21 protein-coding genes and 1 pseudogene are annotated in these 22,491 nt (G+C 38.1%); 7 read left to right on the top strand and 15 right to left on the bottom strand.

The features are described from left to right. The first annotated feature begins 403 nt into the window (after window positions 1-403). Window positions 404-1,180 carry an AraC family transcriptional regulator gene (locus tag ACGHEH_RS20105; RefSeq protein ID WP_390449092.1) on the top strand — a complete coding sequence of 259 codons (777 nt, stop codon included), beginning with the start codon at window positions 404-406 and terminating at the stop codon, window positions 1,178-1,180. Between the two features lie 69 nt (window positions 1,181-1,249). Continuing rightward, window positions 1,250-2,785, top strand: coding sequence for a serine hydrolase domain-containing protein (locus ACGHEH_RS20100; protein WP_390449089.1), 1,536 nt, complete (start codon window positions 1,250-1,252; stop codon window positions 2,783-2,785). Window positions 2,786-2,930: 145 nt separating this feature from the next. Here the strand turns inward: ACGHEH_RS20100 and ACGHEH_RS20095 are convergent, their stop codons facing one another. The 3 genes from ACGHEH_RS20095 to ACGHEH_RS20085 form a co-directional block, all read right to left on the bottom strand. Continuing rightward, complete coding sequence (locus ACGHEH_RS20095) at window positions 2,931-3,242, bottom strand: hypothetical protein (RefSeq protein ID WP_390449086.1); 312 nt, start codon at window positions 3,240-3,242, stop codon at window positions 2,931-2,933. Between the two features lie 249 nt (window positions 3,243-3,491). Next, on the bottom strand, window positions 3,492-3,701 hold the full coding sequence (locus ACGHEH_RS20090) for a hypothetical protein (RefSeq protein ID WP_390449083.1): 210 nt from the start codon (window positions 3,699-3,701) through the stop codon (window positions 3,492-3,494). Window positions 3,702-3,944: 243 nt separating this feature from the next. Continuing rightward, a complete protein-coding gene (locus tag ACGHEH_RS20085) occupies window positions 3,945-5,054 on the bottom strand; it encodes a TonB family protein (RefSeq protein ID WP_390449080.1) in 1,110 nt (369 codons plus the stop codon). A gap of 375 nt (window positions 5,055-5,429) precedes the next feature. Here ACGHEH_RS20085 and ACGHEH_RS20080 point away from each other — a divergent pair, with 375 nt between their 5' ends. The 4 genes from ACGHEH_RS20080 (at window position 5,430) to ACGHEH_RS20065 (ending at window position 9,947) form a co-directional block, all read left to right on the top strand. After that, window positions 5,430-6,701 carry a hypothetical protein gene (locus ACGHEH_RS20080; RefSeq protein ID WP_390449078.1) on the top strand — a complete coding sequence of 424 codons (1,272 nt, stop codon included), beginning with the start codon at window positions 5,430-5,432 and terminating at the stop codon, window positions 6,699-6,701. Between the two features lie 405 nt (window positions 6,702-7,106). Next, complete coding sequence (gene ppiC, locus ACGHEH_RS20075) at window positions 7,107-7,385, top strand: peptidylprolyl isomerase PpiC (protein ID WP_138479960.1); 279 nt, start codon at window positions 7,107-7,109, stop codon at window positions 7,383-7,385. Window positions 7,386-8,092: 707 nt separating this feature from the next. Continuing rightward, on the top strand, window positions 8,093-8,863 hold the full coding sequence (locus tag ACGHEH_RS20070) for a DUF4097 domain-containing protein (RefSeq protein WP_390449075.1): 771 nt from the start codon (window positions 8,093-8,095) through the stop codon (window positions 8,861-8,863). A gap of 604 nt (window positions 8,864-9,467) precedes the next feature. Next, window positions 9,468-9,947 (top strand): DUF3016 domain-containing protein, encoded by a 480-nt coding sequence (locus ACGHEH_RS20065; protein ID WP_390449072.1) that lies wholly within the window; start codon window positions 9,468-9,470, stop codon window positions 9,945-9,947. Between the two features lie 138 nt (window positions 9,948-10,085). On the opposite strand, the gene ACGHEH_RS20060 is transcribed toward ACGHEH_RS20065, so the two are convergent. The 5 genes and pseudogenes from ACGHEH_RS20060 to ACGHEH_RS20040 form a co-directional block, all read right to left on the bottom strand. After that, window positions 10,086-10,649: an ATP-binding cassette domain-containing protein gene (locus ACGHEH_RS20060; protein ID WP_390449069.1), complete on the bottom strand. Its 564-nt coding sequence runs from the start codon at window positions 10,647-10,649 to the stop codon at window positions 10,086-10,088. Next, a pseudogene (gene speD, locus ACGHEH_RS20055) lies at window positions 10,628-10,951 on the bottom strand (adenosylmethionine decarboxylase); the annotation flags it as partial. The gene ACGHEH_RS20060 and the pseudogene speD, both read right to left, overlap by 22 nt. A gap of 199 nt (window positions 10,952-11,150) precedes the next feature. Then, on the bottom strand, window positions 11,151-12,890 hold the full coding sequence (locus ACGHEH_RS20050) for a hypothetical protein (protein ID WP_390449066.1): 1,740 nt from the start codon (window positions 12,888-12,890) through the stop codon (window positions 11,151-11,153). A 96-nt stretch (window positions 12,891-12,986) separates the two neighbouring features. Continuing rightward, the gene (locus ACGHEH_RS20045) at window positions 12,987-13,835 is read right to left on the bottom strand and encodes an HAD family hydrolase (RefSeq protein ID WP_390449063.1); all 849 of its coding nucleotides are present in this window, start codon (window positions 13,833-13,835) and stop codon (window positions 12,987-12,989) included. A gap of 166 nt (window positions 13,836-14,001) precedes the next feature. Continuing rightward, window positions 14,002-14,910 carry a LysR substrate-binding domain-containing protein gene (locus tag ACGHEH_RS20040; RefSeq protein ID WP_390449061.1) on the bottom strand — a complete coding sequence of 303 codons (909 nt, stop codon included), beginning with the start codon at window positions 14,908-14,910 and terminating at the stop codon, window positions 14,002-14,004. Between the two features lie 116 nt (window positions 14,911-15,026). On the opposite strand from ACGHEH_RS20040, the gene ACGHEH_RS20035 reads away from it, so the two are divergent. Continuing rightward, window positions 15,027-15,893: a pirin family protein gene (locus tag ACGHEH_RS20035; RefSeq protein ID WP_390449058.1), complete on the top strand. Its 867-nt coding sequence runs from the start codon at window positions 15,027-15,029 to the stop codon at window positions 15,891-15,893. Between the two features lie 64 nt (window positions 15,894-15,957). Here ACGHEH_RS20035 and ACGHEH_RS20030 read toward each other — a convergent pair whose 3' ends face one another. The 7 genes from ACGHEH_RS20030 to ACGHEH_RS20000 all read right to left on the bottom strand — a co-directional run bounded on the left by ACGHEH_RS20030 (window position 15,958) and on the right by ACGHEH_RS20000 (window position 22,215). Next, window positions 15,958-16,164 carry a hypothetical protein gene (locus ACGHEH_RS20030; protein WP_390449056.1) on the bottom strand — a complete coding sequence of 69 codons (207 nt, stop codon included), beginning with the start codon at window positions 16,162-16,164 and terminating at the stop codon, window positions 15,958-15,960. 219 nt (window positions 16,165-16,383) lie between these two features. Further along, window positions 16,384-17,250 (bottom strand): GyrI-like domain-containing protein, encoded by an 867-nt coding sequence (locus tag ACGHEH_RS20025; RefSeq protein WP_390449053.1) that lies wholly within the window; start codon window positions 17,248-17,250, stop codon window positions 16,384-16,386. 482 nt (window positions 17,251-17,732) lie between these two features. Continuing rightward, window positions 17,733-18,041: a DUF6172 family protein gene (locus ACGHEH_RS20020; RefSeq protein ID WP_390449050.1), complete on the bottom strand. Its 309-nt coding sequence runs from the start codon at window positions 18,039-18,041 to the stop codon at window positions 17,733-17,735. A 196-nt stretch (window positions 18,042-18,237) separates the two neighbouring features. Continuing rightward, the gene (locus tag ACGHEH_RS20015) at window positions 18,238-18,489 is read right to left on the bottom strand and encodes a hypothetical protein (protein WP_390449048.1); all 252 of its coding nucleotides are present in this window, start codon (window positions 18,487-18,489) and stop codon (window positions 18,238-18,240) included. A gap of 95 nt (window positions 18,490-18,584) precedes the next feature. Next, window positions 18,585-18,836 (bottom strand): hypothetical protein, encoded by a 252-nt coding sequence (locus tag ACGHEH_RS20010; RefSeq protein ID WP_390449045.1) that lies wholly within the window; start codon window positions 18,834-18,836, stop codon window positions 18,585-18,587. Window positions 18,837-19,049: 213 nt separating this feature from the next. Continuing rightward, on the bottom strand, window positions 19,050-19,850 hold the full coding sequence (locus ACGHEH_RS20005; RefSeq protein WP_390449042.1) for a hypothetical protein: 801 nt from the start codon (window positions 19,848-19,850) through the stop codon (window positions 19,050-19,052). Between the two features lie 328 nt (window positions 19,851-20,178). Continuing rightward, complete coding sequence (locus ACGHEH_RS20000; RefSeq protein ID WP_390449039.1) at window positions 20,179-22,215, bottom strand: Calx-beta domain-containing protein; 2,037 nt, start codon at window positions 22,213-22,215, stop codon at window positions 20,179-20,181. Window positions 22,216-22,491: the final 276 nt, after the last annotated feature.

Raw genomic sequence — 22,491 nt, 5'->3', positions numbered from 1 at the left:
GTTTAAGAGCAGTGCGTATTACATCCATGTAGCTACGCCCATCAGGTATCCATACCCTCACTTCCTCGTGCTGCGAAACTTCATATGATTTCAGGCTTCCTGCCTTTCATCCTCCGGACCTGCTTCGCAGTTCAAAAATGTTCCATACATTTTTGTGGTCACTCGTCACCCTTGCGCAAAGAGAATGTACTCGCTGCGCTCGCAGTCATACCCCTTTGCACCTTTCTTGTTAGATAGAGTTCAACTCATCGGCAGCTTCACTTGCTCATTTCACCTTGCGCAAAAATAACCTTGCTTCGCAACGTGTATTTTGCACTAAGGAATAAACTGTTACATAGTTGAGATTGCGGCTAAGGGGGCTTTTAATTAGTCTAACAGCATCAGAACTACATCTATAATCCAAATGAATGAAGTAAAGCAAAAGCGTGTCGCTATTTCGTCAGGTCAGTATGCGAGCTTAACTTATTATCCCGCTAATACTGAAATGGCGATGCATGAGCATCAAGGTCATCAGGTGTCAATTGTTCTATCCGGCGCTTTGGCTGAGTCTGATAATCGGCAGCAGCAAAACGTATTTACACCAAGCTTATGTACTAAACCCGCTGAATTTGGCCACGCTAATCAATATGGAAAACAGGGAGCACTGATATTTTCATTAAACTTTAGCAAGCAAACTTTTGATGAATATGCTGGTGGCGTAGACATTGATTGGTATTGGCAACCAATAACTGCTAAGCCGTTGCTGCAAATGGTTAAGCAGTCAGTGAAGGGGATGATGATAAATAATGAGTCATTTCAGCAGCAGTTATTATGGGATTTGTTGGCCATTAGACAAGGTGTTACTTTAGCTTCTGAGCGACATAAAGTGTCTTGGCTCGTAAAAGCTAAACAATATATTGAACATTCACCAGAGAATCTTAATCTAACTCACTTAGCGGCAGAGCTTGGCATTCATCCGGTGTACTTTTCGCGGAGCTTTCATAAACATTTTGGTTGTACACCTAGTCTATATCAGCAGCGTTGTAAGGTGTCACGAGCAATAAGTCTTTTATCTAAAAATAAACTGCTTGTTGATATTGCACATGACAGCGGCTTTACTGATCAAAGTCATCTCACTCGATTATTTAAGCAGGAGGTTGGTTTTACACCTCGACAACTCAAACAATTAATTGCAGGTTAAATCTATACAATAAAATAGCGAGCGTAATGGTTATGCTGTTGCTGATGTTTTTTATCTAAGGAGTAAGTCATGTATACAAAAAGCAAGGCTATTTTTCTATCAGCGTTATTAGGTTTGAGCCAGTTGAGCTATGCCATCACGCCACAGCAAGCCGCTGATAAATTAGAGCAGTTTATTGGTAAAGTGCCAAACCTCGGGCCTGGTTATGCAATCGTAGCTGTCAGCAAAGATGAAGTGCTGTTAAATCATGTTCAAGGCATTAGAAATATCGACACTAAGCTGCCATTAACACTCGATACACCGATATATATCGCATCTCAAACTAAAGCATATATGGGTCTTTTGGCGGCTAAGTTAGATAAGCAAGGCATACTGAAGCTTGACGATACCATTGCTAAGCACTGGCCGAAGATCACTCTGCCAGAAGGGGTTGATCCTAACCAGTGGACGTTACGAGATTTATTGACTCACCAGTTTCCTATTGACGCTGATCAGATTGTTATTTTAGAAGCTTATGTGACAGAGGTTGATTATAAAGATTATCCTGCCTTAATCGCAAAACATGCAAGCAAGCGCGAAGAGGGCTACGACTACACTAATCTTGGGTACAATATCTATGGTGCAATTTTGCATCAGGCCACGGGCAAAGCTTGGCAAGACTGGCTACAAGATGAAATCTTTACGCCGATGGACATGGCAAATAGCTCTGCGCGCACTTCTGACTTTTCAATGAAGCACCTATCTTGGAATCATATCTGGCAAGGTGAAGAAAAAGGCTGGCATTTAGTGCCGCCTAAAACAGACGGTAAAATGCAGTCAGCGGGGGGCTTGGTGGTTTCTGCTAATGATATGGGTAAATGGCTACAGTTACAGTTAAGCCCTGAGCTGGCCAATAAGTCAGGCTTTAACGCTGAGACTATGAAGCTGGCTCATACGCCTGTGGCGAAATTAGACCCCAAAGCCAGAAACCCTTATGAGCTGCCATGTCATGGTTATGCGCTTGGGTGGAGTGTTTGTGATATTTATGGACACACCTTGTATGCTCATGGTGGGGGTTATACAGGCGCTCGCACTATGATGGCATTTTCTCCAGACTTAGGTGTGGGAATTGGGGTGTTTTCTAATTCAGATAATATGACGGGTTGGTTAACCAGTAGAACCATGGTGCAGTTTTTTCAGTATTTAACAGAGCATGAAAAAGCAGAGCACATGGCCAATGTTCGTCAGCAGGGTTACCAAGAGCGCGTAGACTGGCTATTAAATCGACGAGTACAAAGAAACAATGACAGCCTAGCTGAGTTTGCTCAGCAATCTGGTGCAGAAAATTATCAAGCGACGAAAACTGACTTGGTTAAGCTAGTGGGTAATTACCAAGGTGATGATAAGTACAGTAAACTGGCCATTTCAATGTCTTCAAATGGAGACTTGAAGGGGAAGCAATTCGACTATGAGTTTGACATAACAACTGTTTCTTCAACTTTAATGTTGGAGCAAAGCACGCCATTTAGTTCATTGAACCCAATTAATGTAAAATTTGATGACAGCTCAAAGCAGGTAAAGAGTCTGCTCTGGCAAGATGTTGAGTACAAAAAAGTCAGTGACTAGGTGTGAATTATAAGAGGCTAGTGAAATCAGAGTTACGACCTACCTTTGATTTCTCGCTTCACAAAAAATTGCTTTACAACCCGTTATGCTCACAGTCACTAACGCTTCAAACGTGTTCGAAGCGTTAGATCTATTTTGCTGTTAATTACACCGCAATTGGTAAATCATTAACAACTAAAGACTGGCCGTTTTCTTGTGCGCGAATAAAGCTAGAAATTAACACATCATTTGTCAGCGCATTAATATCTTCAACCTCTTCAACTATGCAAAACGAGATAGACTCCCAGCCAAACCCTTTAACAAAAGTCTCGAGTTGAGTGATGTTATCTTCATAATTCTCATCAGTGGTTAATAATCCGATTGAGTGCTGATTACCTAACTTGTATTTATCGCTGTTTGCTGATGCGCATTTAGCATACCCGCTTAATACATATACTTTACTTTCACTGCTATTCATTGTGGTTACCTGTCTAAGTGAGTTTTTGTATTTGGTATATATGCATTTTTCAAACCAATTTAATAAGCGAGGAAAAGATGAGTATTAATGCTTATTTATCAAGAGATAAAGCGTTTTTTAGGTTCATAAAGTGAAGTACGGTTTAGGTGTCAATTTTTTGAAATGCTCAAAATAGCAGAGTCGCGATTTGAACTTGACTGCGACTCCCATAGGCAAGCTTTCATATATATTGCTTTGGTTAAAATCTCATTACCATCTACTTTTATTGACTCTGCGAGAACCAAAGCGTTTTCGGCCAGTGAAGTCTGCTTCATTAAAAAAGCCAATCAGTGTAAATAAGGCCACCCATAGTACCCATAAATAACCAGGCGCAGTAAACAAATTAATAAGTGTGAGAACAATAAGCATAGGTAAATGTCTTAAGCTGTATTCAATGAAATGTTTGATTACGTTGTTCATGGTGTTGCTCCTAAATAATTTGATGTATCTAGTGTGGCAAATTAAGTGAGGAATAAGTGCTGCCTAATGTCATCAATTCACGGTGACAATTGTCACGAACTAACAAAGGCGCATAATTTTTGTGTAACTTTGAAGTAAACATGCGACGCGTGCAGGTGCAAATCTAATAATAAACTTAGGTATGATTAAGTCAGAGGCTGAACTAAGAAAAAGCACTGCCCCTAAACTTTGAGTTGAGTACTTTTAACGTATCCTCCAATCTAACTGAAGCGTTAAACCTTGCCCGTTAATAACTTGTCCATTTTCGTCTAATTTTACACGATAAAGCCATTTTTTTAGTGCATTAACCCCGGCTTGGTCAAATACACCTACAGGATGTGATTCTGTAACTTTAATATTTTTAGGTTTACCTTGGGGTGTTAAATCATATTGAAATCTTACCCAGCCGTGTACGCCATTTTTTATTGCTTCTTCAGGGTATTCAGGTTCTACTCTCACAACTGCGGCAGGTGTAAGCTGAGCGTTTTTAACGGTAGGAGGTGTGAGCTTAAGTCTTTGATTGTTAATTTTTTTTAAATGCTCGAGTGCTCTGTCATTATTTTTTATTTTTGCAATAAGCCTATCGTATTCTTTTGAGTCTTTTTGAATTTTGGCAATGTAGGCAAGTTGAGCGAGCTGTTTTGCGTGGTCTTTGCTTGCCGCATAAGCAAAGTAGTTTTCAATTTTTTGTTTTACAAGTTCATATTGCTCTAACTCGAAATGAGCATTTATCTCTAGACGCATTAATTCAAGGTAGTCTCTGGCATTCAAAATCGGAGTTTTAAGAGCGAGTTTGGAGTGCTCTAAAACACCTTGAAAGTCATTAATTTGGTACATAAATGTTGCAAGATATCTATGTTTAGATGCCCGATCAAATGGGTTGTCAGCGTTTAATGCAAACATACCTTTGATTGCTTTGTGAGCACCCTCGCGTGAGTAATGTTCAAATACTTTGACCATAGCTTTGCCAAAACTTATGCTCACAATTTTTGTTTTTACCTTGGCATGGCACTCATATGTTAAAGGTTTGCAAGTATTGAGAGCTTTTAAATAATCTGTTGGTGGTCTAGGTGTGCTTTTACACCCACCCAAAGCTGCGGTTAATAAGCAAAGTAATATTGTTTTTTTCAAGGAATGGTACCTACCTGTTGATAGAGTCGGCTTAAAGTTAACATGGCAAGAAGATATGATAAATTCTACTGGTAAGTCAATGGGTTGTGCTTTGTTGGAAGGGGGCTTCGCAAGAAGTAATGCTACTTTGCTACTTATTTTTCCGAGCTTTCCAAGTACCACCATATTGATAAGTGTCAGCATGCCTCTTTTTGATTTTTATCAAACAGGGCCCACAAACAAATTGCCACGCAACATTGTCACCAAACCGGCAACGATACATTACATTTTTGGCCTGTTGGCATTGGTGACAAAGTTTATGGCGTACTCTCATTTATTGATTCCAAAGTTTATTTTTTAATACGAACGTACACCTGTTGCGATCAAGGTATGAGTTAATGATGAGCATAAATTTATGGCTTGGAATTGTTTATGGCTTAAGTAGGCAACTCAAGTTTGACTACTTATAAGTGCTGAATAGGTGCTTCTTTAAATCATCAACTGCATTGTTTTTCTATTGTTAATATTGTTAAAACGGTATCATTGCAGGAGAAGAATTATTAATAATAAGGAAGTTTTGTGCGATACCTTTCAATTGTATTACTTTTTTTACCTTTTGTTACTTACTCTAAAACTATGTTTCCTGAGGGAAACTTATTTTTAAAAGAAAGTAAATGTATGCCTAAAGAAAATCAAAATGATATCGTCCTTGAGCAATTTTATCTAAACATACCCAAGCTCTATAACGAGCAAGCGATTATAGAAAATTTAAAAAGTACTTTGGTTTACAAGGGGAACAAAGTAGCAAAAAATTATGAACAAGGATTAAGAGTTAAAAGTTTTGATATAAAATACTCACCTAAACAAATGTTTCCAAGTTCAGCCAGTTTAACGCTTGAAGAAGTTGAATCTTGTACTTCTACTGCTCTATTAACTCAAACAACCACAGATAAACTCATAGTAAGTTCTAGTAATCGAGATGAAATTTTTCCTGAAGCACCTGAATTTCTAAAAGTAGCTGATAATTTAATTACTAAAGACAGTGCATTGGGGTCAAAGCTAGGATCTAGTTATAGTGAGATGCAACAGCGCTATGGGCGATTTACTGTGCATATTCCTATCAACGAAACCTATCTTTTAACGTTGTTAGGCCGTAAACATGCTTTCTTATTTAAGAATGACACATTTATTGGATATCAATATTCTAACAATTTAATTCCTGCCTCATTAGGGAATATGTTGGAGTTTGTAAGTACACCGGATGCTATGGTTAATAGCGGAGCAACATATAGTTTAAGTAATTTTGCTCGCCTAACCGGAAAAGATATTAAAGATCTTGAAAGCACATTTAAAGGGTTTGATTTTACCAAATTGTCTTACTCTAATAGTGGCACTACTCATTTATTGGATGGTTTAACAATAGGGGATTGGCCAAAAGATCTTGGTGTACCAAGTAATAATCCATGTTATCGATTTGATAGCGATTTAGGTGAGTTTATTAAGAATAACAAAAGTAAAATGACTAAATTTGTTGATAAAAATAAGAAGGCTAGCTATCTGACAGGGTGTATGCAGCAACTTAGTTTAGGTAGTTATGAGGTTAACTTATTAGAACAATGGACACTTTCTAGAGCAAAGTTGCTTGCTAAAGATTCAACTTTGGCTCTTTTTACGCCATGGACATTTTTCAAAATTAAGGAAGGAGATTCGCTTCACTCACTAAGGCTCTTAAATAGAAATGCTGTTGAAGTTATAGATGAAGAAACAACAGGCTTTACCTATAAGGGCTGGAAAGCAGAGTTTCTTACTTACGAAGATGCAATTTATTCAGGTAATCTAATTAAGCAGTAAGATGAGTTAGGATTTAAAAGGGGCATATTCAATAGTCCCTTTTTTTTTTTTAAATATTACTTTAACTGAAGGTAGGAAAAAAGAGAGCTTTCAGATACTGATTTCATTATCTCGACTATTTGAATACACAGATCACAGATACAGTATTTCAATTTAAACACTAAAACTCTGGACGGTGCACCAGTTGTTGCTGTAGGTAATTTTATACTAGCAACTAGTCAAGCAATACTAGTCTTGAAGTCAGTGCTTAATTTCATGGTTACATATAACAGTTGGTCTATAAAGAAATTCTCGGCGGCTCAGCTGGCTTCTGAAAATTTATATCGATACCTCATAATATGCTACGTATTCATGTATTATTACCCCCATTAAAAGTGCAACAATTTAGCAGTGAGCATAGGTAATATGGCCAGTACAGCACACGCTTTACATATTTTGGTAAAGCACAAAGAGCAAGCAGAAGACATTCTGAAGCAGTTAAAAAAAGGGGCTAAGTTTCAGACTTTAGCTAAGAAGTATTCTAATTGTCCGACAGGCAAAAAGGGTGGTGACTTAGGTGAATTTCGGCGTGGAACTATGGTGCCGCAGTTTGATAAAGTTTGCTTTTCTTGTGAAGTATTAACACCACAGTTGGTTAAAACTAAGTTTGGTTGGCACGTACTCAAAGTGCTTTATCGTACTTAGAATTAAAGTCGGTGAATGTCTTTAGTGTTGATATGTTTTTTTAGTTAAAGGTGTATCGACACTTTCTTGTGTGGTGTTTTGAAAACTATATAGTGACGACCATCGGGTATCCATACCCTCACCTCCTCGCGCTGCGAAACTTCGTTTCGGTCAAATAAAAGTTGAGTTGTAATACTTCCATGTAGCTTGAGAATATCTTGGCACTTTTTAAAACGCCTAAATTCACCTTGCGCAAAAGTAACCTTGCTCCGCAAAGTGTATTTTGCACGATTTGGCCTCACGCTCAACGCTAGTCTTGCTGCGCGCACTTTAAATGAAAAATTTAAGAGCAGTGCAGTATTACATCCATGTAGCTACGCCCATCGGGTATCCATACCCTCACCTCCTCGTGCTGCGAAACTTCGTTTCGGTCAAATAAAAGTTGAGTTGTAATACATCCATGTAGCTTGGGTCCGGTTCGGCCATCCAAGGCCTCACGCTCAACGCTAGTCTTGCTGCGCGCACTCGCAAGCCTCAAGACGCGTTTCGCCCTTGCGCAAAATAACCTTGCTTCGAAGGAGTTAACCGCAGCGTTATTTAAAATTGCTTATTTCACGTTGCGCAAAATAACCTTGCTTCGCAACGTATATTTTGCACGATATTTAAACCTTTCCTTCAGTGGGTGCGTCTTATTGGTTAAGACAGGTGATTAAGAGAAAGGAAATACCATGAATTTATTTACACCAACTTTAGCATTCGCGCTTTGTGCACTGACTTCTGCAAGTGTATTTGCCCATAACGGTCAACGTTACACTGAAACTGTGGAGAAGACGTTCTCAGCAGATGCAGGCACGCAATTACAAATTGAAAATACCAATGGCAAAGTCGAAATTGAAGCATGGAGCAAGGACGAAGTGCTTGTAACTGCAACTATCTATAGTAAAGATAAAGAGGGCAGGGAGAGGGTTGAGGTTGAGCTATCACAAAGAGGCAACACCATTGATATCGAAACGCACTTTGCTAAGCAGTTCGGCTGGAATAATAGCGGCTATGCCAAAGTCGATTACTTTATTAACGTGCCTGCGCATATTGAGTTAGATGATGTGGAATTGAATAACGGTTCGTTATCAATCAAAGGTGTGAGGGGAGCTGTTAGCGCATCATTAAATAACGGCAGCATGGTGGCGACAGGGCTTGCTGGTAATACGCGGGTTGAGAGCAATAATGGGTCAGTTAAATTATCATTTAGCGATGCGTTACAAGACTTAACAGACGTGGATGTTGAATCGCAAAATGGATCAATTACGGTTTATTTCCCTGATTCGATTGATGCCAGCATAAAAGCAAAATCGAACAACGGCTCAATTAGTAATAATTTTGGTTTAGAGGTAGATAAAAGTCGTTCAAACCGAAAAACGTTGTCTGGCGAAATAGGTTCGGGCAAAGCGAAAGTAACGCTGTCGAGTAATAACGGCTCTATTCGTATTAAAAACCTTTAATTAATCGGTTTTTATGTGCTGGAATTTTAAGTTGAGTTTCTGGAACAGCTAAATAAGGGAAATCTATCGTGTTGTATAACGATAGATTTTAAATTAAAGAGTCACTAATATTATTTGGTTGTTCCTTTCAGAGTGCACATTCGCACTCTATGAGCAGATGTGAATTAGCTCGATAATATCAAACTATGGCAGAGCGCTCTGAATTTAAATGTTTTTCAATTAGCTTAATAAAATAAAAAATAAATTTTAATGTGCTGACGAGTATAAAAGTTGGTGTTACCCACTTTGGGTGAGCGCTATATTGCCAATTGAAAATATCGATAAAAATAGCTCTATTATCATTTATGACATCAGTATAAGAGAATTCTGAAAAAGTTTAATTATGAGTATTTTATAGCTAAAAATAGATTCTGTTGAGTTATGAATTTTTACATAAATATTCCCCATTCTATATTTTTTTTTCCCTTTTCGTTGATTTTATACATTGAATGTGCTTTTTTTATACATGGTTGTGCTAAAGCATTGCTTTTTAAAACTTAATCAAAGTAGTAGGGTATTAAGTTTTAAATATGAAAAAAAGGAAGTTGAACTACTGGAGATATTTATGAAAAAACTATTGATTTCAACGGCATTAATGATTCTACCATTTACAAGCATCGCGGGAGAATCAAAAGTAATATGGAATGAAGTAGAGAGCTATACTGACTTTGCATCACATGACGAGGTTAGTACTGGTTACTATAAAAAAATGAAAAATAAGTTAGAACTTCATGTTGAAAAATTAGCTCAGAGATTGCCAGAAGGTCAGTCTATTACTGTTGAGTTTGAAAATATAGATCGTGCAGGTGACTTAGGTTACGGTAATGATATTCGTGTTGCACATCTTGGCTCAATGAAATTAGTTGTAAGTTATCGCTTAGTTGATGCTGCCGGAGATGTTATTTCTGAGGGTAATGATATTGTTTTATCAGGAGTAGAAGATATTTCAGGCAGTGTTATCAAGATGCGACAAAGAAATAAATCATTTGCTATGGAAAAGAAACTATTAGATAAGCTCTTTACACAGCACGTTATGGCCAGCTAAGTACTTAAGCGGTTAATCTTGCTTAATTAGTATGATTCATTGAGATTGTTTCAATTTTTCAATCTCTATGAATCACAAAATAATTCACTGGTCACATGGTTTTATAAACAATTAAATCTTATCGAAACTAGTTTTAAATTAAGTTACAGCAGTGAGGACCTCTTCTGGTTTTCCGTCTCTAATAATCTTGCCATCTTGAATTTCAATAATGCGATCCATCATTGTGAGCACATCATAGGAATGGGCAATTGAAATAACCGTTTTTCCTTTCATAAGTGTCTTTAAAGAATGAATAAATTCGGCTTTTAAGGCAGGATCCAGCGCGCTACTTGCTTCATCTAACAAGAACAGTTTTTTATCTCTTAAAATGGCTCTGGCAAGTGCTAAACGTTGTCGTTGACCACCAGATAATTGTCCGCCATTCTCTCCAATAAAAGCATTGAGTCCTTGTCGACCTTGTGCGTCTTTGTATTGCTGCACAAAGTCTAATGCATTGGCTTTTTCAAGTGCTAGATATACATCTGCTTTTTTAATGTGATTTAAGCCAAACACAATGTTGTTGTAGATGCTTTGATTAAATAACCCGATGTCTTGATTGAGAAAGCTAATCTCACCACAGATACTGCCAGTTTCATAGTCTTCAATATTTTTGCCATCGATATAAATTGCGCCTTTTTCAATTTCGTCGATACCGGTGAGCATATTAAGTAATGAGGATTTGCATCGCCACACATAAAAATATCCATGGCTGCAAAGTGATATTTAGGCCATGTGTGAATAGAAATATGGCTTTCAGCCAAAATGATCATGCCAGATACGCCATCATTGGTTTCGAATGGGTGTAAGTGTGTTTTTAAAATTGTGGCTTTGGCTGCATTAGCGCAGTAAATCATCATGTTTTTAATATGTTGTTCGCCAACAAGGTTTGACGCTTCAAAAATATCGACCGTGATGTGCTGTCCTAAAGGTTGGACAGAGTGTGATCCAAAAGGTGATTTATGCATTCTTTTACCTGCGCTCTGTTTTGAACGCAGACATTGCAGCATTGAAATGTGCAACGATTGTGGAGTCGCGTTGAGTATGAAAAAGTAAATGTTTGGAAGTTACTTGGTGTATGTAGTTAAAAAAGTAAGGTTAAATATATTTGAAAGGCGTCACTTGGCGTGGGCTTGAGGGCTACGCAAAGTGACGATATTCGAAGAGCTACAGCTTCTTAATCATAATTTGAGAATCAGTAACCACTCCTTTATCTGCAACATCAAGGTTAATTTGCATTTGTGTATTTTGGCCAATAAATTTTTCAAACTCGTCACCTAATTCTTCACCTGAGATTTCAGCGCCCTTCAAGAGTGCTTTAAAGAATTTATCGGTATTCATTGAGAATGCCATCATGCCGTTTGCTTCAAGTTTTTGTTTAGATAAAGTATCAGCAAACTTTTTGCCTTGCTCACCGGTATAAAAAGTTAAATGATTACCTTTTAATGCAAGGTAGATAGGCGCATCTAACTCTAAGCTAGCAGGAAGAAACTCATTTACTTCAATGGCAGAGCCATCTGCAGGTAAAGTGACACTTGCGAGTGCAGGTTCGAAGCTTTTAGCAATATTAAATAAAGCTTCAGCATCATCGGCAGAAATTGTCGCAAGTACATTGAGTGATTTGAAATCAGGTTGCCCAGGGTTTTGTGCATGCTCCACAATTTCGACATCAAAAATACTTAAACTGACGCCTTTCAAAGAGCCAAGCATGCCGGTCATCATTGCGAGTGCCGCAGGGTTTGAATCTTTACTTTGCGCTTGCGCTGCAACGAGTGGTTGGCAACTAAAGTCAGCCGAAGCAAAGCGCGCCCATATTGTATTAACCATAGGAGAAATTTTCGACGCATTTAGTCCGTATGCGAAAGAAACGACAGCGTCTCCCATATTTTGAGCGTGCTCGGGGATAAAACCGCGGGCATTGCTCATCGCATCAAGTACTTTCTTATCTGTCGATGCGAATACAGTAGACATCTGAAGATCAGCATAGTTATGTGTGATTTCAACTTTTTGTGTACCAGATATAATCGCAGGCCAATTACTTGCCATATCAGTAAAGTCTTGTTGGCAAGCTTCATTTCTGATGAGGGCGAGATCGTCTTCACTCCCTAATAAAGCAAGCAAACCATCAAGCATTCTTGTGGTATTGCTTTGTGGATCTTTCGCAGTAAGGGCATCAACTAAAAGGGTTGTATCAAGGTAAGCAAGAGATTGGCCATCTAACTGGTAGTCATTGATATATTGCTCAACGCGATTTGTTTCACTCAGTGCTTTTGCAGGTTTAGTGGCTGCCAGTGCCACCTTTAAGTCTTCTTCGGTGTTAAAAGCCGTGTCTAAAGTGAGTGTGACCCAGTCACCTTTGGTTGAGACAACAATATCAAATAGCTTTTCATCGCCTTGCTCGATAGCAAAGCGCGTCACAGGTAGGCCTGCTAATTCGGTTGCTTCATAACGTACACCTGATTTGTCAGCTGCTGTTTTAATCGTTTGTACAAAGGTTTCAACATTAGCTAACTTGGCTCTGCCTACAGGCAGAAGTCCCACTGAATAACTTAACATTTTAAAGTCATTGTCAGCGCCCCAGATGTTTGCAAAGGCTTCTGAAGAATTTAAGCTGTTAGTATAACTTTCCATAAGTAGAGCGAAGAAACGCTCATTGCTAGAAGCATCGCTTTGTTGCATCAGCTCAACTAGATCATCAAATTGATGCGTATTCTTGAATGCATCAGGCAATACGTCTAAATACTCAAGATATGGAAACCCTTCAAGCTGAGACCAAAAAAAGACAGTATCGGCAGGTACATAATCTAGTTGTGGTAATGGGGTGTATGAATTGTTTTGATTAGAAACAAAATATGCGCCAGAGGCAACAGCGGTCCCCGTGACTGCTGCTAAAAGTAGTTTTTTCATATTCTTACTCCATAAGAATTATTATTATCCAAGTTCCTTTTAGGATAACAGGATATTACCTGTCGAAGTAGCAAAAATATGGGGCGAATGACGGCTTTATAGTGAAAAGCGTTCAGTTAAAAACTTCGCTACCCCATCTTCATTATGATGGCCTATCACAGCAGTAGCCAATTGTTTATTTTCAATATTAGCATTTTCAGGTGCATAACATTCGTCTGCAATTTCGAACATACTTAAATCGTTATCACCATCACCAAAACAAATGATTGATTCAATATTGTGCAACTCTTTTAATTTAGCGATTGCAGTACCCTTGGTCGCTTTTGCATGATGAACATCTATCCAGCGGTACGCCTCATGTTCTATGGCTTGCCCTGAATAAGCGATTAAATGGTTGAGTTCTTCAATGGTATTGTGAACTGAAATAACTTCATCACGCGGGCCAATCATACTGATGTTAGTAATTTGAAAGTCGTGATTCAGCTCGCTTAAGGGCAACATGCGCGTTTTTGGAGATAACCCAAATTGTTCTAACAAGGCTTGTTCAAATCTGTTTTTATATTCGCCGTGAAAAACAATACGCTCACCTTGGTCGTTGAGTGCATTAATAAATGGGTGCGCAGAGTTTGATATCATTATTTCAGTTGCAGCTAATGTTTCATCGAGGCCTAAACAATTATCAAAGCTAAAACGCTGCTGTGTCGGGCAATAAGTAACAACGCCATTGGTATATATCTGAGGCAGAGAAAAAGTGTGACCCTTTATAATGTCTTCTGCAGATAAAAAGCTTCTGCCTGTGGCAATGGTGTAGTGAATGCCTCGCTTGTCCATTTCGCGAAGTGTTTGCAATGTAAACGGAGACAGCTGCGAGTGCTTGTTAAGTAAAGTTCTATCAAGGTCAAATACAACGAGTTGTTTTATTTCTTGCCGGGTATGTATATTCAATCTGAGGATCCTAGGTTTAAAGAGCAAAGAACATATTCTGAGCTGATATAAGTTTCTACTTGCAAAAGGCTAACATAGATCATTGCTAGGTGATTGAAGTCACAGCCTAATAGCAACACTTAAAAGTATGTCTAAAGATTATGACAAAGCTTTTACTCAGGTTTAGTTATCCATTCATTACACTGGGTAGCTTGTCACGAATAAAGTCGGCTAATGCTTTAATGTGGACTGGAACACCAAGTCTTGATGGCATCACTAAACTTAAATTTGCTGCTTGTGTTAGGTATTCAGGCAATACACGAACAAGTTCTCCGCTTTTTAGTTCTGATTTACAGACATAATTAGGCAGTGAGGTAACACCAAGCCCTGCGATGGCTGCGCGTTTGAGTGTGCTCATATCTTCAGAGCAAAGTTTGGCTATCACCGTTTGCGATGTGTTTTGGCCTTTGTTATCAATGAGGTTAATGGTGTTCGTTTGATTAAAGCGACCAACCTTTAAGAAGTTGAGATGGGCCAAGTCAGTGGCATCTTTTAAAGATGTCACTTTTTCTAACAGAGCAGGAGAGGCGAATAGCGGCCAATCGACTCGTGCAATAGAGCGTTGGATCAAGCTTGAGTTGGGTAGGTCGGTGTTATGACCCCGAATTGCCAAATCGACGCCTTCTGCGATAAGGTTAGCCATGCTATTTGCAACGCGCTGTTCTATTTTTACCTGCGGATGTCGCTCGGCGAACTCAATCAATAACTCCCCTAGAGCGTATTGAGCAACTCCCGTTGAGCAGCTGATCACAGCTTTGCCCGAGAGTTCACCTTGGGTATTCTTCATGGCAGATTCAGCCAACTCCATGGCATCAACGAGCTTACGAGCATGCCCATAGAAGTGTAGACCTTCTTGTGTCACCGCGACATGACGTGAAGTGCGCTGCAGCAGTCTAACCCCAAGGCGGGCTTCAAGCTGTGCTACATGTCGACTCAACCGAGACTTTGGCATTTGCAGTGCGGCAGCCGCAGCCGTGTAACCTTGCTTTTCTACGACGTGTACGAAGTAGTAATAGTCGTTGAGATCTAGTTTCATGAATATCTTAGGTTGTTCTAAATATGGAACGATAGGTTCGATTGTTGTCTATTTTTGTGCCAATTTCAAGTTGTTATAGTTATTTCAACGCAAAGAGTTCAACAGGAAATAGTAAAATGACGACTTATAAAAACAAAAATGAAACAATTGATTTCTCACCAGTGACAGGTAATCCACTTAATATTGGCGAAGGCTTTACCGGTTTAGGCTTTCGCCACAAACAATTTAACGGTGTGATGGACCCCTTGATCATGGCAGACCATTATACGATGACAGTACCGACTTTTGGCGCACACCCGCATGCTGGTATCTCAGCGGTGTCAGTACTGTTTGAAGACACTGAAGGAAAGTTTAATAACCGAGATTCGCTGGGCAATGACTTTGATATTGAAGCGGGGGATTTATATTGGCTCAATGCCGGTAGCGGCGCAATTCATGATGAAGCGCCAAGGCCGGGGGCTAAAATTCATGGCTTACAGGTTTTTGTAAACCTACCAGCAAAGCTAAAACATAATGCACCAAGTTCATTACATATAAAGCGAGAAGACATGCCAACTCTTGAGGGGTTAGGTTATAGGGTTCGTTTGGTGCTAGGAGAAAGTAATGGGCACTCTTCACAAGACAATGCCGTTTGGCCTGTGACTATTTTAGATGGTTATGCTGATAACCAAGCCCTATTTACTCATCAAATACAAAGCGGATTTAACACATGGCTATATGCCGTTGAGGGCGATATTGAGTATAAGCTAGGTGGTCATTGGGCAAGTTTAAAGCAAGGGTCATCAATTGCACTTACCTTTGAGCAGATGCAACACTTAACAGTGAGAGGTGCAGCCTCTACACAAAGCCACTTTGTGGTAATGTCGGGGGAGCCGATCAAAGAAGCCTTTGTTCAACAAGGTCCATTTGCTATGACAACGCGACAAGAAATTGATGATGTTGTGGCTAAGTATGAAGCGGGTGAGTTGGGTAGTATTGTTTAGCTCGTTCGTTACGAAGGGGAGCTTACTCCCCTTGTGTTATTACTAAACAACTAAGTATATGAATTTAGAAATATACAATGCTCGGTGAGCCACCTTCATTTACACAGCGGTAATATGCAGCCTGAGCAGAACGCGAGTTGTAATACTCTTCAGACCAAGCCAATTTTCCATCTTTTTCACAAAAAACATAAGTTGCAGTGCGAGCTTCTGAAACTGGCGACATCGAGGCGACGAATAAGGTTGCTAGTGCGATTAAAGTTGTTTTAATCATTTTGATTTCCTTTCATATTATTAATATAGGTTTTGAGTGTTTTATATACACACTTTACCGATTTTATAGAATGTTATTTATTTGTAAATATCAACTTTGTTTTTGGGTATATGGTTTCGGATGATGAAAAAAAGAAACGTTGCAAGCTGGAGAATTTAGAAGCACTTTTCATAGAGGAAAACTAGGGTGTTTAATTAATTTAACACCCTAGTCTAATGATTACTCTACCAAACAATAAATACGTGTAAGCAGATCTTGGGGGGCAACCTCACGCAGGTCGTTTAAGTATTCTTCAAACGGTGGAAAGTCTTTTAATTGGTATTGGCTACTTGGCAAATACTCACCAAACAACCAGTCATAAGGCTTTTCAAGTTCTGGATAATCCCCCTTAAATAGTAAAGACACAGAGTTAGAAGCTGGAATGCTCATGACTTCAAATTCATGCTGTTCTGGGAGGGTATTTAAATCAACAGTAATACAGGCTTTTGACCTTAACTCATCTGTTTTAACGGTTTTAGGGTCGTCGTAGTAAATGCCAAAAAAGCGTGTTGTATCGTTAATCAGGCCGAGTTTACCAGCCATCATTGAAAGCTTCTCAAATGCTTGGCCTATTTGCATATAGTCACCAATGTGATCAATGGTGATTAATGAAAGTGCGGGTGTTGTTTGTTGTTCAACTTGGTACATGGTTTTGTATTCCTTATCTGATTTTGGATAAAGCATGGTCACTTGCTTAGTAGCTCTTGCAATACGATATTGGTTAGGTGTTTCTCGGTAGTGTCTACTGAACGCTCGGTTGAAAGCTTCAACACTGCCATAACCAACTTGCTTCGCAATCTGCTGTTGAGACAAGTCACTACGCACTAAATAGGCCGCTGCTTTTAATAACCGCATTCTTCTTACAGTGACATTGATGGTCTCTCCTGCAAATTCACGATATATCCGATGAAAATGATAACTAGACATACAGGCCACATCAGCAAGTGCATTCACATCTAACTCACTATCTACATGTTCATAGATGTAGTCGATAACTTTAAGCAGGCGTTGCTCATACTGATTTTTAGTAACAAGTTTATGATTCATGGTTTCACTCAAAATCTAAGTTAAGGTGATTGTTCAGCGACATTAATAAGGTAATGCAAAGCCGTTTGATAATGTTTGCTAACTTTAGTATTTAATATGGGTAACACAAATTCAGGGAGCTTTATACTTTAGATGCGTTTAAGTGGTGTTTACTTGATTTGCAGAGGTAAGGAGTAGGTATAAAAAAGCAAAAAGAGAATTAAACTGAACTGATATTTATATCATAGCCATGATAAATCAGTTCAGTAGGAGCCTTTTAGCTAAGAAACCAGTTTAGCTATTTAACCTGAGCTTTGGTTAAGAGATTTACTAAGTTATTGATATTGAAATCATAAGTGCATTATCAAGTCTGCAGCCGGAGACTTTTAGCGATAACAAGGCGAATTTACGCGTCAATAGCTGGCCTATTGCAAGTAAATTCAACGCAGTTAACGTTGAAAGTAGCCGCTGGAGATAGATTTATTATCCAGAGCTCAGGTTATTTACTCGTCATCGTAATCAGCAAAGTCTGCTGATTCTCTAAAACCAGGCTTTGCTAAGATCTCAACATAAAATGAAGTTAAGTTCTCATCTTGTGATTTATCAATCAGTTTATTGATTTGTGATAAATGTACTGTTTCAGCTTCAGCTTCTGTGTTACCGAATTTACAGTCAAAGTCCCAATAATCAACGCCCGCAGGTAACTTTTTATTACGTTCGCGTTTTACATACTTTTTCAGCTCATGCTTAACCGCGTCAACGCGGCGTGCGATTTTGATTTTAGGGTGAGTTAGTTCAAATGTTTTTTTCATAATTGCCTTCAAGCATCAATACTCAATATGCGACTTGCTTTTTGAGTCGGGAAAGGTACTTATCAAGTATTATATGAAGCGTCTTGATAGATACATGCATGGTGAGTATTTTACGCTATATTTTCAAGACGAGCGAGTATGGCTTAGTGACCTTTAAACAATTAATATGTTGAGTTTCTCAAAATCATGCTGCTTTTTAAAATAAATCGATCTCTTCTGTCATACCGTTTCTGACATTGTCTTCAGCTAAAACCATTTCTTTAAGCTCTTGAAAGCTTTCATTATCTAGCTCGGCTATGTGAATACCTTTAAAGATGCGTTTCAGCAATAAATCTTGTTCTGCACAGTAAGAATGCGCAATACCATATGGCGGAACACTAATTGGGTGACCCTTAGAGTTATCTGTCTTGACGACGCATTGATGACAAAAAATGCAATTTAAAGCCATATTAGTTAATCAGAGAATTAATAAATATGGCTTTAGACTATTTGCTGAATGTGAAGTGAGTATGGATATAAATTAAATCTATGATCTAGATTATTTCAAAATAAATCTACATGGTTTGTCATGCCACTTCTTACATTGTCTTCTGTCAGCACCATTTCTTTTAATTCCAGAAAGCTTTGGTGATCGAGTTCGGCTATACGTACTCCTTGAAAGACACGTTTATACAATAAGTCTTGTTGGGCACAATAAGAGTGTGCCACTCCATAAGGCGCTATGCTTACTGGGTGACCTTTAGAGGGATCTGAATTAATGACGGATTCGTTACAAAATGTACAGTTTAAGCCCATGTTGCATACTCCAAAAAAGTGTCTGTTTAATTAAGACGTTTAATATGTTGTTAGTGACACTAAAAAGGTAGAACGCTTATTTATGAGTTGGAGGGAAGTTAATTATTAAGGGAAGCGGGATAAGAATATTATTTATAAGCGCCATAGCGCTTAGAGGTAAACAAAGTGTGGGATCATACTTATGACCCCAAAACTAACTTTTCTAACAATACTTTAATCTAACTGCGTTTGAGTTTGAGTTTGAGTTTGTGCAGATGCAGATAATTTACTTTCTAATCGCTCAAGTTGCTCTACAAGCGCGCTTTGTGTCATTTCAATTTGTGCGATATTACTACCAATTTCTAACTGCTTAGCATCTCTGCCTTGAGACTGCGATTTAAGTTTATCTAAATCTGTGAGCATTGCCGTTAGTTGGGTCTTGATAGATTGTGCTTCATCTAATTGCTCTTGTAAAAGAGATAGTTTTAACGTCATATCAGCTTGGTTATCTGACAACGACTTAATACTAGAGGTTGTATTAGATTGTGTTTTATTTTGTTGTGATTGTGAATTCTCTAGTGCTACTGTTTGCTCGCGCAGCTTTTTAATTTCTGATTGATTGCGTCGCCAAGCTGATGCCCATAGCTTATCCATTTGTGTCCAAAGCTCATCGGTACGCTCGGTAATGGCATTCAGCTTTGCTTTGATAGCGCCTGCAGATTCACCCATCTCTTCACCAGTAGCAGACAAAGCTCGCTCAAGTTCGATAATTCGTTGCTCAGAGGCAAACAGTTTCGCCTGAGTTTTTAAGTTTTGTTGGTGAAGTGTATAACCGCCAACTGAAAAGCCAATGATTGAAACGATACAAAGCCATAATGCAGCATTGCTTGATTTAGTCGGTTGCTGATTAACCATCTCGCTTTTGTCAAATGCTGGCGCTTTGTGATTCGATGGTGCTTGAGACTGCTTAAAATCTTTAACCTGGTCTAAATCGGGCATAATACTAGGCAGCTCAGGTTCAATTCTTTTACTCAAAACATTTACCTTTGGTTTTTTGGGAGGATGCCAAGGCTGAAAGCTTACTGTAAAACTTACAGGGATGGAAGATTTGTGAGGGAGGGGGGGACCTAAGGGTTAGACAGTATGTTTTTCAATACTTCGAATATGAATTTAAACTATCAGTATGCTTGAGGGAAGCTGTCGTAAGTCTAGAGGGTATTTAGCATCTAAATATCTATCAACTATTTTTTAATAATCATTAAAGCACCTAGGTTTCGAGTAATGCAATGCTTCAAAACTGAGTATTAGAATGACTTATTCTCACTCCTCATATTTTAGAAAAATATGAGGAGTGAGAATCGGATTAATTAATAAGTTTTTTTCTTCTAAAAATGAAAAATGATAATAGTAAAAACAGTGAGCCTAAACTTCCTGAGTCTTTTTGTTTGGCTGTTTCTTTAACAGATAAGTTGGTTTCATCATTATTGTTAGATGAGTCATCATTATTGTTAGATGAGTCATTATCATTCGATGAGTCATTATCATTCGATGAGTCATTATCATCCGATGAGTCATTATCATCCGATGAGTCATTATCATCCGATGAGTCATTATCATCCGATGAGCTATCTTCCTCGTCATTAATAAATATTTCAGTCTGAATTGTATCTAAATTAATATTATTTTCTTTAACTTGAAATTCAACTATGAGGCTTTCTTTTTCTTCTGCCTTATCATCATTTAACAATTTAAGACTTATCGACTTTTGCAAAGTTGACCCATGTTGCCAAGTTAAAGTTCCACTCACTGGTTCATAATCTTCACCTTCAGTGGCTGTTTGGTCTTTGGAACTGTACTGAACAGTAATTTCTCCATCAGAACCGCCAACTCTGTTTAAATGCAAAGTTAAATTTCGTTCGCCTTCAGATAGTTCTGTACTTTCGCTATCAACGATAATTTGTCCAGAATTAAAATTATCTGGTGTTGTTGAAATATTTAAGTCATCAAGCAAAATTCTTCCATTTTCTTCACTAAATGCCCAATCAACTTCAATACTAGCTATGTTAGAAAAGTTACGATTATTTAAAGGTATTGCGTTATGTGTTCTTTTAAGCTCGTTATTCAAGACTAAGTCGAATTGTTTCTGATCTATGTCTACACCAATCTTAAGTTTCATCCATTGAGAGTAGGGAAAATCAATGTTTGTTCCTTTTATGATTCCATCTTCAAATGTAAAAGAATGAACTATATTGTTATCACTATCTCTAAAGTGAATTCTTGGTGATACCGCTTGAGTATTCTCTGAAGAAAGCCATAACTTAATTTGAAATATATAACTGCCTTTACTTATTTCACCGAATGTTCTTCGGACAACATTCCTGCTAAATGTAGAGTCGCTTTTTAATTCTAGTGCTTGAAACCCTGAATAAAAATTCAAATCATCATAGCCATACTGTGGCTCGCTATTTCCGCTTTGTAGTATATGAGATTGAGGTGAACCGAGAACTGTTTTCCAACCTTCTAACTCATCAATTGTTTTGAGATTATCCTCAAAAGAGTCACTGATAATGTCGGGAGACAATATACTTTTAACAGACTTTAAATTTAACTTTCTAAGCTCTTCTACTATCCAAGAAGAGTGTATACTGGCACCTTTTAAATTGAAGTGAGTTTTATCAGAACCAAAGCTATTTTGACTTGGTGTTTCAGAATCAAACAAGGAATTCATGGTGTCTGCTTTTATCTCACCAAGTTTATTGATATATGTTTCACTCACTGAGTTAATGTCGATGTAGTATAAGTTGGCTAAAGATAATTCTTGTACCAAACTTTTTTTAGCTTCTGAAAACGGTTTTAATTTGTTTTTAAGTCTGTCTTTATTAAACTGCCTTCTTACCATCGGAGTAATTAAAACAATGTCAGCATCTGAATTTACACTACTAATTCTTTCATTGACCTTATTGATCATAAAACTGAGATTGTCTTTATAAAGTGCGATGTCATTGGTGTTATCATTGTGACCAAACTGTATAAGAAAAAGCTTTGTATCTTTATCTAAGCATTCTAAGGCTCGTTCTAAAGAAGACATACTTTCATTGTGCCAATTCAGATCTATGAATTCTGCTGTATCAGCGCCACTTCTTGCAAAGTTTCTGATATCGGTTTGGCTATGAAACCCAGTGTGGAGAGTCATTCCCCAACCTTTAATTTTTCTTTGGCTATAAATTTTATGTGTTTCGCCATACCAAGCAGCAGTAGAATCACCAATCAAGATAATATTATCGCGGGAAAAATAGGTTTTATCTTTTTCTAGCTTTACATCATTACATTGATGTATATCTGCGAAAGCGTATTTTGGAGAGGTAAGTATTAAAGTAAGAAATAGTAAGTGCTTTATCATTCCGTTGTTCTCTTATATATAAGATGCTTAGCGCTCAAGTTTACTATGTTCCTACTTTTGTTTCTACCTATATAAGAGTGTCAAATTAAGTTTGTTAAACTATTTTTAGCTTGTTTTTTATTTACAAAATATCAGGTTTTGGGTGACTTTTCTTTTTAATGTTTTTTGTAACAGAGTATAACCGTTAAAAGTGAGGTTATAATAAAACATAGCTCGAAACGCTTTTGAGTCTTTAACCTGCTCTAAATACGGTATAAAGCTAGGTGCTTAGATTCA

The sequence above is a fragment of the Pseudoalteromonas sp. MTN2-4 genome (assembly GCF_042848605.1).
GTDB lineage: Bacteria > Pseudomonadota > Gammaproteobacteria > Enterobacterales > Alteromonadaceae > Pseudoalteromonas.
The sequence above is the reverse complement of the archived record's forward strand: the minus strand, read 5'-3'. Positions and strand labels throughout refer to the sequence as shown.